The following is a 15,467-nucleotide window of genomic DNA, read 5'->3' as shown; positions in this document are numbered from 1 at the left end:
GAACGTACTATGAGCATCACCATTTACCATAACCCTGACTGCGGCACCTCGCGTAATACGCTGGCGCTGATCCGTAACAGCGGCGCCGAGCCCACCATTATCTATTATCTGGAGACGCCGCCGTCGGGTGATGAGCTGCGCCAGCTGCTCGCCGCGATGGGGATCCCGGTGCGCGCGCTGCTGCGGAAAAACGTCGAACCCTACGACGCGCTGGGCCTGGCGGAAGACCGGTTTACTGACGACCAGATAATCGACTTTATGCTTCAGCATCCGATCCTGATTAACCGTCCGATCGTAACGACACCGCAGGGCACCCGACTCTGCCGCCCGTCAGAGGTGGTGCTGGAGATCCTGACGGCGCCGCAACAAGGCGCATTCGTGAAGGAGGACGGTGAGCCAGTCATTGATGCCGCAGGGCAGCGTGTGAAATAGCGCGCAGAATGGCGCCGGCTGTAGCAGCCGGCATGCCGTGTTAAACCTGCTGTATGGTAGGCTCTCCAGGTATGTAGCGCCTGGATTGCTGACAATATTCTCGCTTAGCGCTATTTCTCCACTATCCAGTCTGTTTCCCTTACTTTTCCTGCCGTTATACACCGCCTCTGCGCCGGTGGTTTATGTCTCTCGATAAATTATTAACTGTTTGTTTTTAATGGGTAAAATATCGTTTTGTGCGTAATGATATAAAGTCAACGTCGTTTGCATTATTGCGAACATTAAATCTGTAAAACTAGATGTTTGTCGACTTTTCATCTAAAAAGGGAAGGTAAGGGGCTGGACAAAACCATTGCGTGGTTATCAAATGGTTAAAAATGCTCGTGTTTGATGTTAATACAAACAAATTATAAATCGTCAGCCTGCTTTATACGGTTAACTTGCGCTGCGGCGCACCTTACCTGGAGAATTTATGCATTCCTCTGTTAATAAAAACGAAAGCCGTACCTTTTTCGGCCATCCTTATCCGCTGGGCTCGCTGTTCTTCACTGAAATGTGGGAGCGCTTCTCGTTTTACGGCATCCGTCCTTTACTGATCCTGTTTATGGCGGCGACAGTGTACGACGGCGGCATGGGCCTGGCGCGAGAGAACGCCTCGGCGATCGTTGGGATTTTTGCCGGCAGTATGTATCTGGCCGCGCTGCCGGGCGGCTGGCTGGCGGATAACTGGCTTGGCCAACAACGCGCCGTCTGGTACGGCTCTATCCTGATCGCCCTGGGGCACCTGTCGATCGCTCTGTCAGCATGGCTGGGCAACGATCTGTTCTTTATCGGTCTGATGTTTATCGTCCTGGGTTCCGGGTTGTTTAAAACCTGTATCTCGGTGATGGTCGGCACCCTGTATAAAAAGGGCGACGCGCGCCGCGACGGTGGTTTTTCGCTGTTCTACATGGGGATCAACATCGGCTCGTTTATCGCGCCATTGATCTCTGGCTGGCTTATCAAATCGCATGGCTGGCACTGGGGCTTCGGCATCGGAGGGATCGGGATGCTGGTGGCGCTGATCATTTTCCGTGTCTTTGCCGTACCGTCGATGAAGCGCTATGACGCGGAGGTTGGCCTCGATTCCACCTGGAACAGCCCGGTGGCGAAAAAGAATGGCGTTGGAGCGTGGCTGCTGGCGCTGGCGCTGGGAGTGGCGGTGCTGGTCACGCTTATCAGCCTGGGCACGATCGTGATTAACCCGGTAGCGGTGGCCAGCGTGCTGGTCTATGTGATTGCCGCCTCCGTGGCGCTCTATTTCATCTGGCTGTTCGTCTTCGCCGGACTCAACCGTAAAGAGCGGGCGCGCCTGCTGGTGTGCTTTATTTTGCTGGTCTCGGCGGCCTTTTTCTGGTCCGCGTTTGAACAGAAACCGACCTCCTTCAACCTGTTTGCTAACGACTATACCAACCGGATGATCGGCGATTTTGAGATCCCCGCGGTCTGGTTCCAGTCGATTAACGCCTTGTTTATCATTCTCCTCGCGCCGGTATTCAGCTGGGCGTGGCCTGCGCTGGCGCGTAAAAACGTTCGTCCGGGCAGTATGACCAAATTCGTGATTGGCATCCTGTGCGCAGCGGCGGGCTTTGGCCTGATGATGCTGGCGGCGCAGAACGTTCTGAGCAACGGCGGGGCCGGTGTGTCGCCGCTGTGGCTGGTGGGCAGCATCCTGATGCTGACGCTCGGTGAACTGTGCCTCAGCCCGATTGGGCTGGCGACCATGACTCTGCTGGCGCCGGAGAGAATGCGCGGCCAGATGATGGGGCTGTGGTTCTGCGCCAGCGCGCTGGGTAACCTGGCGGCGGGCCTGATCGGCGGTCATGTGAAGGCCGATCAGCTGTCGCTGCTGCCGGACCTCTTCGCCCGCTGCTCCATCGCATTGCTGATCTGCGCCGCCGTGCTGGCCGTGCTGATTGTCCCGGTCCGCCGGATGCTGGAGAACAGTCGGTCCAGCGCCGCGCAAAAATCCCTCAGCAACGCCTGACGCAAGCCTCAGGCCGGCCCGGTGGGGCCGGCTTGTTTTTTGTCCAATCCCCGCCCCAGCAGAACAAAATCCCCTTTTCACAATGCGCGATGTCCCATAACGTGAGCGTGTTCTTTGAAATCACGTCGCTTTCCGGTCCATAGTGTAGTCAGGTTTACTATGTGGTTAATATAAGGACACACCTATGCCAGCAGTCATTGATAAAGCATTGGATTTCATCGGTGGTATGAATACGTCTGAGCCAGTACCACAGTCTATGGATGAAAGTACCGCGAAGGGAATTCTCAAATATTTAAAAGAACTGGGCGTACCAGCCACCCCGGCCGACGTCGCTGCGCGCGGCCAACAGCAGGGCTGGAGCGCTGGGTTTACCGACAAAGTGGCGGAGTGGGCTGAACGGGTCGCCGCCGGCGAACGGCTGGTGATTAAGCATCCGGAATTCTTTTCCACCTATATGCGGGAAGAGCTGCGCGCCCTGGTGTAATCGCCGCGCATCCACCCCGCCCCTTCAGCTTAATGCCTTCCCCTATTGGGAAGGCATTTTGGCGGATGACAAACCCGTTTCGTTATTGTGCCCGCCTTACTGCCGGGTGGCGGCTTTCGCCTTACCCGGCCTACAAAAAAATGCAATATCAAACAGTTATGCAGTTAGCTGTAGGCCCGCGCAAGCGCTGAATATTGCACTTTGTCTGCAGTCTGATTGCCTTCCCCTATTGGGAAGGCATTTTTGTTACTGCCCTCGATAGCCGCCGCCCAGGGCTTTGATCAGGGTAATGTCGGTGCTTAGCCGCTGGGCCTCAATGTCCAGCAGCAACAGCTGCTGGGCGAGGACCGCCCGGCGGGCTTCTTCGGCGGCGTAGCGGCTGAGGAGGCCGCGCTGATAATGGGCGCGAGCGCTATCGGTGGTGGTCTGCGCCGCGGTGACTTTTAGCTGCTGCAGCGCGCGCTGCTGATTCAGGTCGTTAAGCTGGCTGGAGCTGATAGCGACATCGCGAACCGCATCCAGCACCGCCTGGTTGTACTGTTTGATCAGGATGTTGCTGGCGGTGCGTACCGACTGCAGATTAGCGTTCAGACGACCGCCGTCGAAGATCGGCAGATACAGCCCGGGCAGCAGGTTGATCTGCTGGAAAGAGGACTTAAACAGATCCCCGACGCTCAGAGCGTTATAGCCCCAGAACGCTTTGATATCAAAATGGGGATAGAAGGCCGCTTTCGCCGCATCGACCTGGCTCAGGGAGGCGGTGACGTAGCCGCGCAGCGCCTGCAGGTCCGGACGGCGGGCCAGCAGCTCGAAAGAGAGCGACGGCGGCAGCGTCTCCTGGAGCGCCGGCAGCGCCACCGGATGGATGGCCGGCATGCTCTGCGCATCGGCGCCGATAAGCGCCCGCAGGGTTTCACGATACTGGGTCAGCATCCCCTCGGCGCTAATGATCTGCTGGCGAGCGGCGAGCTGTTCGGCCTGGGCGTTGGCCACATCCACACTGTCTTCCAGGCCGCGCCGGGTCCGGTGCTCGTGGGCTTCCACCGAGAATCGGGCAATGCCCTCCAGCTCCTGCAGCAGCGCGATTTTCTGGAACGTCGCCTGCATGGCGAAATAGAGCTGCGCCACGCTGCTGGCGATGTCGAGCTCAATGCCGGCGGTCTCCGCCAGCCGGGCGTTTTTCTCGCCAATAGCGGCGGCGACCCGTGCGCGATCGGCCCCCCAGAGATCGATATTCAGCTGCGCCCCGACGCCAACGGTATTCAGCGTATACCAGGGGCCGTTTTTATCCACCGGCAGGGAGTATGAGTAGGGCCAGCTAAAGGATTTGTCGGTGATCCGCAGGCGGTTTTGCGCCGCGACGGCGGTAGCCTGCAGGCCCATCGCCGACCGGGCGAGTTCCACCGTGGACTGCGACTGGGAGATGCGCAGCCGGGCGGCCTGCATGGTCGGCGAGTTCTGCAGCGCCCGGTTGATCAGCATATTGAGCTGAGGATCATCATAGGCCTCCCACCAGCGGGCGGCCGGCCAGTCGCTGTTCGCCAGGTGGATCACCTGCGCCAGCTGGGCCTGCTGCGGATTGACGATGGCGACCTGGGCAGGCTCATCCTGGATCAGCGCGCAGCCGCTGAGCAGCGTCAGCGTCAGGGTAAAAAGAGTGCCGCGCAGGCGCGCGGAGAAAGGAAGGATCATCATGACGTTTTAGCCTGTTGCTCAGTCGCTATCGGTGTCGGCCCCCAGTCGGGCAGGGCGGCCAGCGCGGCGGCCAGCGCCGGGCCAAAGGGGTTAGTCAGGTCGGCGGTCAGCTGTTCGCCAGGCGCCGTCGCCTCCTGTTCGATACGTTCAGCGTAGCGCCGCAGCTGTTCGGCGCAGCGGGTCAGGGTCGGGTCTCCCGGCGCGGCGTTGAGTCGGTAGCCTTCGCTGAGGCGGGCGATCTCCTCGGCCTGGGCGAGGGTGGCGCGCATCGGCCAGCCTTTCGCCTGGGGCCAGGGGTGAGCATACGTGCCCAGCGGTTCGGCGCGAACCCGGTGGATCAGCGCTTCGCTGTCGGTGAAGGCGACAAGCAGGGGAGCCAGCGGAACCGCCTCCTTCGGGGCGGCGAGGCAGTCCGCCAGCCGGCGATAGAGTGCCGCAAGGCGGGTTTTCAGCTGCGGCGCTTCGCTGTCCGGCCAGAGATACAAATGAACAATGGAGGAGACCAGCACCCCGAGCAGGATGCCCAGCACCCGATCCCGGAGCTCGGTGAGGTTCGTCAGCGGAGCAAACCAGCTGAGAAAGGCCAGCGCAAAGGTGAAACCAATCTGGATCCCGGCGTAGGCGATACGCTCCGAGCCGGCGGCAATCCACGCCGCCAGCGCCAGCACCGGCAGGGACATCGCCAGCAGGCCCGTCAGCGAATCGGTCCAGGGCTGGACAAAGACGATTAACAGCAGCGCCAGCAGGGAGGCGAGCAGCGCCCCGGCGATGCGCAGCCATGTCTTTTGCATCGTGGCGCCCAGCCCGGGCTGGGCGACGATCACGCAGCTCAGCATAATGGTATGTAGACCCTGCCAGTCGGCAGCGGTATAGAAGACATAGCAGATTAGGGTCGCCAGCAGGGTCTTGAGCGCAAAATGGAGATATGCCGGGTTGCGCCAGGCGTCCGGCGCCAGCAGGGGCGCCTTCTCCACCTCACCCTGCGGCAGGGCAACCGGCTCGCCCTGCGCCAACCGCTGCAGAGTGGTAGCCATCTCCTGCAGAACAGCGCGATTGACGCCGCAACCGCTGAGCGTCAGGGGAGGAATGGCGCCGTCAAACGGCCCCTCGCTAAGGGCGTTCTTCAGCTGAAGTACCGCCTGCGACAGCTGCTGGCGATCGTCACTATCCGCCTCGTCTGCTTGCAGCAGGGTCGCCAGCTGGTAGCAGCGCAAAGTGGCGGCCAGCCGCGAGCGCCAGGCCTGGGGAGCGGCGGCGATCTCCGGTGTCGCCCGGCTGGCCTGGGCGAACAGCGACTGCAGCTGATTGAACTGCGCGGCGGTCTCGCCGAAGGTCGGTAGCGCTTCAGCGTCCGGGGCCGCCAGCCGCCGGGCGACCTCGTGCAGCATCCCGGCCAGACGCGCCTTAAACTGGTTGCCGGGAAAGGCCTGCTGAAAGCAGGCGTTGACCAGCAGGGTGACGAGGATCGCGGTGTTAATCGCCACCCACAGCCAAAGCAGCAGCCGCACCAGGATCTCGCTCTGGCTGGTCATCGACGGGAAGGTCTGAGCGTAAATCACCGCCAGCGCCACCACGAAAAAGGCCAGTCCCAGCTTGCCCAGCACCCGCATCAGATAGAGGGCGCAGAAAAAGAGCGCCACGGAAGCCGCCAGGCGGATCAGCGGGTAGTCATAGGTCCACTTGATGATCAGCAGCACGCCGCCGAGCGCCACGGTGACGGTGACAAAAAAGACCACGCTGACCAGCTTAATCATCAACACGTTAGGCTGGCTGACGTAGAATACGACGATCAGCGCAACGGCCAGGAAAGGGATCTGCAGGGTCATAAACAGGGTGATGAGCACCGCGCAGCTTAGCGTCAGGCGCAGCGTGTAGCTGGCGCGTCCCGGCGCGTCGCGCAGTTCCTGGCGTAAAAAATGGGCGAGAGGAAACATAGCGTCGCCCGGCTACGGCTGCAGCACGGCGCTGGCCGAGGCGCCCATGCGGAACAGTTCCGGGTCGGGATCGCTGACGGCGATTTTCACCGGGAAGCGCTGCGAGACGTGGACCCAGTTAATGCTTTTCTGGATCAGCGGCAGCCCTTCGATGACGCTCCCACCTTCGGGCAGGACCCCGGAGCCGACCGAATCCACCACCCCGTTAAAGGTCCGGTTGTGGTTGGTCATCACGGTGATCCGCGCCGCCACGCCGGGGCGCACGTTGTTCAGGTCGGTTTCGCGGAAGTTCGCGATCACATACCAGCGGTCGTCATCCAGCAGGGTGAAGACCGGTTTCAGCGCCGAGGCGTACTGGCCGACGGTGGTTTTCAGCGCCACCACCACGCCGTTGAACGGCGCGCGCACTTCGGTAAATTCCAGATGCAGTTCAGCGAGGGCGATTTGCGCCAGGACCCCGGCGCGTTGCGCCACCATGGCATCCACGCCAGTCACGGCCGCCGAGGCCTGTTTGGCCTGCAGCAGCGTGGCCTCCAGCTCCGCCCGCGCCGCTTTCTCAGCGGTGCGCGCCTGATCGAGATCTTCCTGGGAAGCGAACCCCTGCGGCACCAGCGGCTCAAGGCGGATACGCGTGGAGGTGGTCTGCTTAACCAGCGCTCTGGCGCGCTCGACGGCGGCCGCCACCGACTGGGCGTTATACTCCTGCGCTTTGATGGTGCGCTGGGTCAGCATGATCTGCGCGTCGAGGGTCGTCAGCCGGGCTTTCGCGTCATCGAGCATTGCCTGATAGGGGCGGGGGTCGATGCGGAACAACAGATCGCCTTTTTTCACCCGCTGGTTATCGCGAATGGGCATCTCCACGATGCGTCCGCTGACCTCGGGCACTACATCGATGGTATCGGCATAGACATAGGCGTCATTGGTCTCCGGCGAGGTTTGCAACTGCCAGATAACGAGGATCAGCGCCAGGATGGCGGCAAGGACCAGCGCCAGCAGAGGCCACTTTTTGCGTAACAGGGGAGTGCGGGAAGTTGTCATAAGCGATCAGTGAACAAAAAACAGAAACCACAGCAACGTGGCGAACAGGAACATCAGCGCGACGTAGCTGAAGACCAGGGGAGAAAAGCGCGGCTGCCAGCCTTTACGGGTAATCAGGATATGGCAGGGGATCAGTAAAAACGCACCGCCCAGTAAGCAGAAAAACCAGCCGGGAAAAGCAGCGCCCAATACCGGGATCTCTGGCGAAAGTGAGCAGCCGGAAAGCGGCAAGACGAGCAGTAACCGCGCCGGGCGGGCGATGGTGGCAATATGATTCAATGGAACATCCCTGAGTGATCATACCAGTGTGTCATGAGTGTAATCGCCTCGTTGCGGGAATGAAAGTCAACCGATCGTTGACTGCGGGATCCTTGCGCGATGGGAGAGCATGATGTGAGGCGTCAATTCCCGCGCTTGCGCATAGTCAGCCGCCACGGCGAGGGCTATGCTTAGCCTGAAAGATAAAAACGACCGAGGCAATGTCATGGATAAGGAATTACTGGAAGCCGGCTACCGGGCCTACACCGGGGAGAAAATCGACGTCTACTTTAATACGGCGATCTGTCAGCATTCCGGGAACTGCGTGCGCGGCAGCGCGAAGCTCTTCAACCTGAAGCGTAAGCCGTGGATTATCCCGGATGAAGTGGATGTCGCGACGGTGGTAAACGTGATTGATACCTGCCCGAGCGGCGCTCTGCAATATCGTCATAAATAAGCGAGGAGAAGATGGAAATACTGGAAGGGCATAACAAATTTTATGTTAACGACGCGCAGGGAAACCAGGTGGCGGAGATTGTTTTTGTTCCCACCGGCGAACACCTCAGCATTATCGAACATACCGATGTTGATCCCAGCCTGAAAGGCCAGGGCGTGGGGAAACAGCTGGTGGCGAAGGTAGTGGAAAAAATGCGCCAGGAGCAGCGGAAGATTATCCCTCTCTGCCCGTTTGCCAAACATGAATTCGATAACACCCGCGAATACGACGATATTCGCGCATGACGTACCGGCACCGGTGCTAACCGGTGCGCTTTTCTCGCGCCCTCAACGATCCGCCGGATCGCGCTGGTGGGAAAAGCGGCGGATCAGATCCGGGAGATGTTCGCGCCGCATCGGTGGTGAAAACAGATAGCCCTGGAAGCGATCAATCCCCAGCGATTTTAACTGCGTAAATTTCGCCAGTGAATCCACCCCTTCCGCCACACAGCGACTGTCGCTTAACTGGCAGTAGTAGGCCAGGCTTTTTATTAGCGCAAGCGCCTTTGGATCGTGCTGGGCGTCGTTGACGATGCTCATATCCAGTTTATACGCATTGAAGTGCAGTCGACGCGCCGGAAAGATAACGCTCCCCTGAGAAAAGCAGTCGTCCAGCATCACGCGCACGCCAGCACGTTGCAGCTGCGCCACGTGGGCGGCGGAGCGGCTCTGATGGCGAAAATCGATAGTTTCAGCATATTCCAGCACCAGCCTTGCCACGCCCTCTGGCTGCCGAAGCTGCTGGCGAGCGGCTTCCACCATCCGCAGCAGGCTGTCACTGTCGGCGAGTGAGGAGGGTATGTTGACCGAAAAATAGAAGGTGCCTGGATACTCATTAATATTCTGCACGGCCTCCTGCAGAACAAAGGCCGTAAGCAGCAGCCAGGTGTAGTCGGCGCGGAAGTGCGGTAGAAAGGTCTGGGGGTGAAGTACCTGGCCGCGGTGGCGCCAGCGGATCAGGATCTCCACCCCCTGTAGCTGTGAGCGACTATCGACGATAGGTTGAAAAACCGGGAAGACCTGGCGATCGTGAATCGCTTGTACCCATTCCTGTTCAAACGCCGTCAGTGCGTTTGCGGGTGAGCGCGGCAGCAGCGTGCGCGGAAAGCGGGGGGCCAGATGCGGATGACATTCCACCAGCTTTTTCACCCCAGCCAGCCGCTGGGTGTAGAGCGTTTTCTGGCTCAATCCGAGACGTTGGGCCTGCTCGCCTATCGTCTGCCCTTGCAGCAGGGCGAGGATCACCTTGAGCTCGGCGTGGGTCAACCCGACGACCCGTTTTCCGTGGATCAGGGCGGCTTCGCTGGCAAGCCGCTCAAGCCGCGGCGCATTCTCCAGCCGATGGGCCAGCTCCGCGCAGGACAGATCGGCGGGGGCAGTATGGACGTTGCGCAGACGATCCGGATGACTCACCTGATAGAGCAGCGTTTGCCACAGCCAGATGGCCGGGCTGCGGCTCAGAATCAACATCGGTAACGGCGGCAAGGCCTCGTCGAGTAGCCTTGCCGCCTGGCGCAGCGTGGTGAGCATCCACAGGGGATCGTCAGGGAGATACACCACGATCCGCTTCACGGCAGCCAGCTCGCGCAGGGACACGCCCTCGACCGGCAGCTCAACGGGCCGCTTCGCGGCGTTCAGCATCAGCTGGCTCAACCCGCGGGCGGCCAGCGAGCAGGGCGAGAGGATATAATCGGTCATCATTGATAGACAAAGGTGATGCCGATGATCGACTGCACGTTGCCGGCGGTAACCTGGCCTGTGGTCCGGGCATAGGTGGCCGTCAGGCCGAGGTTGACCGGCGAGGTGCCGACGGTGCCCAGCGAGACCGTGCTGTTCGCCGGGACGGCGCTGCCGTTGCGCGTCAGCTGAACGCCTATCCCCTGCGCCGGCGAGGCGGAGGCGGTATTGGTGAAGATCGCGTTGGCGCTGTCCGCGGTGGTGCCGGAGAGGTAATACCCCAGCTGCTGGCTTTGCGCGCAGTGGACGGTGAGCGGCACGGCCATCGATCCCGGGTAGTCGGGGAGGGTGACGGTGACATCGCGGGCGGAGACATCGCAGCCGCCGGTGGGGACCACCACGTCGTTGTTGGCGTAAATGTTCCAGATGAACTGGAAGGAGTCGCTATTGTAGTTGTTGGTCTGATGCAGGATCAGCACCGCGATTAACGATCCTGCGGTGATGGCCACTCCACCGGCAGTGCTCACCGGCGTCAGATACAGGACGGCCGGCCAGGGTTTATCGGTCCGTGAATCATAAATCACCCGCGCGGTTTCCGTGGTGGTCGGGAACGGGTAAGAGGTGCCGTTATATTTCACGGTGCCTGAAAAACTCGACAGCACACCGCCATAGGCGGATCCGCGCTGCAGGGTCACGTAGTCGGTGATCGTTTCCGGATAGTCGTTATGGCAAAAAATCTGCGTGGAGAGGTCGACCACCAGGTTTTGCCCAACGTTCACCGCCGGGGTCAGGTTAACGTAGACGTTGGCTGACCCGCCGCCGATGGGAATCGTCGCCCCGGTGGCCGTTTTGCAGGCAAAGGACCAGGCGTTCATCGACCAGCCCAGCAGCAGCAGGGTGGTGAACAGGGGGATTATTTTTTTCATCATGATGCTCTCCTGGCTCAGGCGTAGGTATAGGTGACGTTAATCACCGCCTGAATGGTGCCTTGCGTGGCGCCGCCGTTGACGGACAGCGCCCTGACCTGCAGCGGGAAGCGAGCGGACTGGCTGGCCTCATCCACCTGTACCGACTGGCTGCTGCCATTGTTCAGCGTGGTGCCGTCCTCGTTCTGCAGTTCGAGCTGAATATTGCCCGCCGTTCCCTGGTTTTTGTAATAGCCGGTGCTGTCCGCCGTTCCGCTGAAGGTGGCTTTCACCCGTGAAGTACCCACGGGGCAGTTGCTCAGATCCAGCGCCACGCTGTGCCAGGCCGATGCCGAGCCCGCACCGATCAGGCTAAAGGTATAGAGATCGCCCAGCTCGACGGTGGCATTGACGGTGGAAACCGTGCAGGGTCTGGCCACCACCTTGCCGTTGACGGTGAGAGTGACGTCGGCCGCCCGCAGGGAAGCGCTCGCGGTTAACAGGCCGGCCAGCAGCCAGCCCACATGAGTCCATTTCATTTCAGCCTCCGCTTACTGAAATTCCAGGGTGAATATCGCTGTCGCATTGACATGCCCGGCGGTGACGGGCACCTGAGTGGCCATCAGCCGGGCGTAAAAGTTGAGAATATTGGTCTGGCCCGGGGTCAGCGTGGTCCAGGTCATGGTGGATGACGGCGCATTGACCGGCAGCCGGGACTGCTGCTGATCGAGAATTTCCACCCCCATTCCTGCCGCCGCCGAGGCCCCGGCATCGAGTTTTAACAGGCTGGTGTTGACGCTGTCCGCCACGCCGGTAAAACCGACCTTCACCGCGGTGACGGAAGTGCCGCAGGGCGACAGCACGATGCGGAACGGCACCGGCGGCGTCGTCGCCCCAACGGCATAAAACTGCTTCGCGGCGTTATCCTGTAAATCGACAGTAAAATCCTTCGATTCGCCGGCTACCGCGCAGGCGTTATCGCGGACATAGCCGCTGATGGCGATCGTGCTATCGGCGGCAAGCGCAGCCGGTGCGCCCAGGGTGAACAGGGCGCCCAGCAGATACTGCAGTGTTCTCATCATGATCTCCTTAGCGGCACGCGACCGAAAGCTGACTGAGCGCCTGCTGCTGGCTCTCCGGCGGCAGACGGTAATCGGCCACGCACTGAGCGTCCGGGCCATCGCCCCATTTCACCCGCACTTTGCCCGCCAGCGCCATCCCGCTCAGGTAGACCTGGCCGTTGTCCGCGACGATGCTGCCGCTCTGGTTGCTGTCGCCGGTGGCGAGGGCGCCAAACGGCACCGGTTTGCCGCGATGGGTCAGCGTCATCAGGATCTTCATCCCCACCTGGGCGTTAAAGTTGGCGCGGACAATCGCCCCATGGGTGGGCACCACGCTGACCACCGCATCGTCAAGGTCGACATTGTCCGCCAGGGTGTTGGTATCCAGCGCGATCCGGTTTTCGCGATACTCAGTGGCATAAGGCAGGACGGCATACCCGCGCCAGTCGGTGCGTACCCCGGTCTGGTTTTCCACTTTCACGCCGCCGGCGCCGGGGGCTTTCACCAGCACCACGGTATCGTTTAACGGTTGGCTCAGGGTGATGCCGTTGGCGTGCGCCAGCACGCCGCCGCTGACCCCGTAGTAGAGCTGTTTAAAGCCATCGCTGCGGCTGTAGCCGACGTTGGCGTTGCCGTAGCCGCCGCGGTAGTTGAGGGCGGTGTAGCCTGTGCTCCCGTTGTCGCCGTTGCCGCCGGCGGCATAGCCGGTCTGCACGCTATAGCTGAGGTTGTTGTCTTCCAGCAGGGTGCCGTACAGGCCCGCCAGATTGGTCATGCGGCCATTGAGATCGTGCGACAGGCTGTAGCTGGCGCTGGCGTGCCGCCAGACCGAGCGGCTGTCGGAACGCAGCCAGTGGCTGAAGGGGATATTGATATTGATCGCCAGCATTTGATCGCGCCCCTGCTGCCAGGCGTTTTTTGTCAGGCTGTAGCTTAGCGACCAGTTGATATCGTCCACGGCGGCGTTGAGGCCGGCCTGCAGCTGCTCATCGGCATCGTCGGTGCCCCAATAGGTCTGGTGGCTACCGCTGAGATAGAGGGTGGCGGTGCGCCCCAACTGCTGAGTCACGCTCAGCTGCACCTTGCCGCGCTTGCTGTAAGCCAGATTGTAGTAGTCGGTAAATTTCGGTTTTACCTGGATAACGCCGTCCTGGGTTTCCACACTGTAGCCGCTCATCCGGCGGTAAGTGGTATCGGCAAAGTTATAATAGCCGCGGGTAGAGTAGCGGTAGCCCACCAGCTGCAGGTTGGTGCCGGTCTCATCCAGGGATTTGTTATAGAGAAAACGCACCGACTGCCCCTGATGTTCGCTGTCGTCAGCCAGGGTGGCGTTGGCCTGAGTGATATCCAGCGACAGGGCGCCGAAATAGCCCATGTTTTTCCCCACCCCAAGGTTAAAGGCGCGATAGCGGTCTGCCAGCTGGGTGCCGCCGTAGAGCGTCCAGCCTGCCGGCAGGCCATGCATGGCCGTGCCCTGGAAAAAATCGGGCGTTTCCTGCTGACTGTTGCCGCTGCGGTACTCCCCGGCGGTGAGGGCGAAGCGGGTATGGCCTTCACGCTGGAGAACCGGCACCGTTGACCAGGGCACGCTGAAGACCTGGCGGGAGCCATCCGCTTCTTTGATCGTGACCTGCAGATCGCCGCCATTGCCCGCGGCGTAGAGATCGTCGATGGTAAATGGTCCCGGCGGCACTGTGCTCTGGTAGATTTCGTAGCCGTTTTGCCTGATTGACACCTGCGCCGTGCCGCGGGCGATCCCGTGGATCACCGGCGCAAAGCCTTTCTGGCTGTCCGGTAGCATATTGTCGTCGGAGGCCAGCTGGGCGCCGCGGAAGTTGATCCCGTCGAAGACATCGCCGTTGGTGTAGCTGTCCCCTAGGGTGAGTCGCGAACGCAGAGGCGTAATGTCCCGCTCAAGCCAGCTGTTAACGTGCTGCCAGCGATTCTCGTTGGATGAGGTGCTACCGCCGCTGCTGTAGCTCCAGGTGCTGTTATCGCGCAGACGCCAGGCGCCAATGTTCAGGCCGCTCTGTAGATTCAGATAGGCGTAACGGCTGCTGCCACCTGTGGTGTTATGGGCGTTATTGCCCGTGAAGTTATAGTTTATCAGCCCGGCGGTGATACCGTTATCCCACAGCTCCGGCGGAATATAGCCGCGCGCTTGGTTACCCATAAATGCCTGGGGGACGGTGAGGTACAGGCGCTGCTGTCCGACGTCGAAGCGCGTGGTAGCTTCGCTGATAAGCGTGGTCAGCGGCACGCAGGCCGTGCTGTCCAGCGTCGCCATGCCCGGCACCCGACCGGTATCCACACCCATGCTCGCCAGCTGGCCGCGTGTCAGGCAGGGGGACAGACCGTGACCCTGGGCATCGGCCTGGAAGGTGACGTCCCGGGTGGTCATAAAACCATTGTTGAGATAAATATCGACGCGATAGGTGCCTGGCGGAACCTCCTGGCCTTTTTCAAATCCCGACAGGTCAGCCACCGCCGCCGGATCGTCAGCTAAAAAGCGGGGGTTAAAATAGAGGTCCGCCCGCGCGGCAAACGGCTGTGAGCAGAGCCACAGCGCCAGCGCCGGAGATACCAAGCGCCGGGCAGTTCGGCAACCTAAATGATCCAGTCCATATTTCCGATGTGACATTATCCCTCCGGTCCGACGTTGCCCGGCTGTCATTGCTTCTGGTCATGCGCAGCGTGTCCCGCGCGGCGGGGCGCTTCTGGGTTAGCGCAGCACGCCATTCATTTTCGGCGTCAGCGCGCCGTAATCATTAATCGTGCGATAGGTGATGGTGTTCCCGGCATCCGCGGGTAGCTTGACGCTGGTTTTGCCCATCGGCGGTACGAGGGCGTTCTCCAGAATGCGTGTCCCGGCGTTCAGTTCGGTCACCGTCAGGTAATAGGGGGTGGGGTTCGTCAGCGTCAGCGACGATCCGCTACGGCTAAAGGTCAGCTTTTCCGCCGCTTGATCCGGAGGCAGGGCCAGTTTTCCCGGACGGTAGTAGAGCTTGATGCGGCTGATAATCGCCAGCTGCAGGGTATTGTCGCTGAGCTTTGATTTATCCATCGAAGGGATCGCCTTCACGTTCATCCAGAACAGACTTTCCCGATCCTGCGGCAGCTGGTTATTGGTGGCGTCGATAATGCGCAGGGTGTTCTCTTTTTTACCCTGCATGGCAAACAGCGGAGGAGTGATGACAAACCGGCCGTCTCGCTGACCATCGGCATTTTCCACCCATGACTGAATAAGCCAGGTACTGTTTTCATCATTATTGGTCACCGCGAGCTGGACCTGCTTCTGTCCCGCCGGGTAGATAACCCGGGTCGCGCCAAGCGCAACGCCCGCCTGCGCGCTGGCGCTAAAGATACTGGCGGCGAAAAGCACACATCCTGCCAGTAAGCCATGCGCCATCGTTGCCGTTTTTCTCACATTATCTCCTTGTCTGCTCACCGTGTTGTCCTGTT

15 protein-coding genes are annotated in these 15,467 nt (G+C 60.6%); 5 read left to right on the top strand and 10 right to left on the bottom strand.

Annotation, left to right across the window (positions count from 1 at the left end; genetic code table 11):
• Positions 1-9: 9 nt before the first annotated feature.
• The 3 genes from arsC to KHQ28_RS14105 all read left to right on the top strand — a co-directional run bounded on the left by arsC (position 10) and on the right by KHQ28_RS14105 (position 2,942).
• Complete coding sequence (gene arsC, locus KHQ28_RS14115; RefSeq protein ID WP_004181224.1) at positions 10-432, top strand: glutaredoxin-dependent arsenate reductase; 423 nt, start codon at positions 10-12, stop codon at positions 430-432.
• Positions 433-904: 472 nt separating this feature from the next.
• The gene (locus KHQ28_RS14110) at positions 905-2,458 is read left to right on the top strand and encodes a peptide MFS transporter (protein ID WP_002916277.1); all 1,554 of its coding nucleotides are present in this window, start codon (positions 905-907) and stop codon (positions 2,456-2,458) included.
• A 184-nt stretch (positions 2,459-2,642) separates the two neighbouring features.
• A complete protein-coding gene (locus tag KHQ28_RS14105) occupies positions 2,643-2,942 on the top strand; it encodes a DUF1889 family protein (protein WP_002916274.1) in 300 nt (99 codons plus the stop codon).
• A 246-nt stretch (positions 2,943-3,188) separates the two neighbouring features.
• Here KHQ28_RS14105 and KHQ28_RS14100 read toward each other — a convergent pair whose 3' ends face one another.
• Genes KHQ28_RS14100 through KHQ28_RS14085 form a run of 4 tightly spaced genes read right to left on the bottom strand, consistent with a single transcriptional unit; the run spans position 3,189 to position 7,888 of the window.
• Positions 3,189-4,637, bottom strand: a complete 1,449-nt coding sequence (locus KHQ28_RS14100) for an MdtP family multidrug efflux transporter outer membrane subunit (protein ID WP_002916272.1) — start codon at positions 4,635-4,637, stop codon at positions 3,189-3,191.
• Positions 4,634-6,571 (bottom strand): multidrug efflux transporter permease subunit MdtO, encoded by a 1,938-nt coding sequence (gene mdtO, locus KHQ28_RS14095; RefSeq protein ID WP_032418372.1) that lies wholly within the window; start codon positions 6,569-6,571, stop codon positions 4,634-4,636. The genes KHQ28_RS14100 and mdtO overlap by 4 nt, the downstream gene beginning before the upstream one ends.
• A 12-nt stretch (positions 6,572-6,583) precedes the next feature.
• Entirely contained in the window at positions 6,584-7,609 is a 1,026-nt protein-coding gene (gene mdtN, locus KHQ28_RS14090) for a multidrug transporter subunit MdtN (protein ID WP_004181222.1), read from the bottom strand.
• A gap of 6 nt (positions 7,610-7,615) precedes the next feature.
• Positions 7,616-7,888, bottom strand: a complete 273-nt coding sequence (locus tag KHQ28_RS14085) for a YtcA family lipoprotein (RefSeq protein WP_002916204.1) — start codon at positions 7,886-7,888, stop codon at positions 7,616-7,618.
• 205 nt (positions 7,889-8,093) lie between these two features.
• Between KHQ28_RS14085 and yjdI the strand changes: the two genes are divergently transcribed.
• Positions 8,094-8,324 (top strand): 4Fe-4S mono-cluster protein YjdI, encoded by a 231-nt coding sequence (yjdI, locus tag KHQ28_RS14080; protein WP_002916202.1) that lies wholly within the window; start codon positions 8,094-8,096, stop codon positions 8,322-8,324.
• Positions 8,325-8,335: 11 nt separating this feature from the next.
• Positions 8,336-8,608, top strand: a complete 273-nt coding sequence (locus KHQ28_RS14075) for a GNAT family N-acetyltransferase (RefSeq protein ID WP_002916201.1) — start codon at positions 8,336-8,338, stop codon at positions 8,606-8,608.
• 42 nt (positions 8,609-8,650) lie between these two features.
• On the opposite strand, the gene KHQ28_RS14070 is transcribed toward KHQ28_RS14075, so the two are convergent.
• From KHQ28_RS14070 to KHQ28_RS14045, 6 genes are all read right to left on the bottom strand, one after another.
• Positions 8,651-10,063: an EAL domain-containing protein gene (locus KHQ28_RS14070; protein WP_015958940.1), complete on the bottom strand. Its 1,413-nt coding sequence runs from the start codon at positions 10,061-10,063 to the stop codon at positions 8,651-8,653.
• A complete protein-coding gene (locus KHQ28_RS14065; protein ID WP_004151788.1) occupies positions 10,060-10,965 on the bottom strand; it encodes a fimbrial protein in 906 nt (301 codons plus the stop codon). Before KHQ28_RS14065 ends, KHQ28_RS14070 begins: the two co-directional genes overlap by 4 nt.
• 17 nt (positions 10,966-10,982) lie before the next feature.
• Positions 10,983-11,468: a fimbrial protein gene (locus KHQ28_RS14060; protein ID WP_004229447.1), complete on the bottom strand. Its 486-nt coding sequence runs from the start codon at positions 11,466-11,468 to the stop codon at positions 10,983-10,985.
• Between the two features lie 27 nt (positions 11,469-11,495).
• Positions 11,496-12,023 (bottom strand): fimbrial protein, encoded by a 528-nt coding sequence (locus KHQ28_RS14055; RefSeq protein WP_032418373.1) that lies wholly within the window; start codon positions 12,021-12,023, stop codon positions 11,496-11,498.
• Positions 12,024-12,033: 10 nt separating this feature from the next.
• Positions 12,034-14,646, bottom strand: coding sequence for a fimbrial biogenesis usher protein (locus KHQ28_RS14050; RefSeq protein ID WP_032418374.1), 2,613 nt, complete (start codon positions 14,644-14,646; stop codon positions 12,034-12,036).
• Positions 14,647-14,727: 81 nt separating this feature from the next.
• On the bottom strand, positions 14,728-15,453 hold the full coding sequence (locus KHQ28_RS14045; protein WP_004889897.1) for a fimbria/pilus periplasmic chaperone: 726 nt from the start codon (positions 15,451-15,453) through the stop codon (positions 14,728-14,730).
• Between the last annotated feature and the right edge of the window lie 14 nt (positions 15,454-15,467).

It is taken from the genome of Klebsiella sp. 28 (genome assembly GCF_018223905.1).
GTDB lineage: Bacteria > Pseudomonadota > Gammaproteobacteria > Enterobacterales > Enterobacteriaceae > Klebsiella > Klebsiella pneumoniae.
This window is presented reverse-complemented; position numbering and strand designations above follow the sequence as displayed.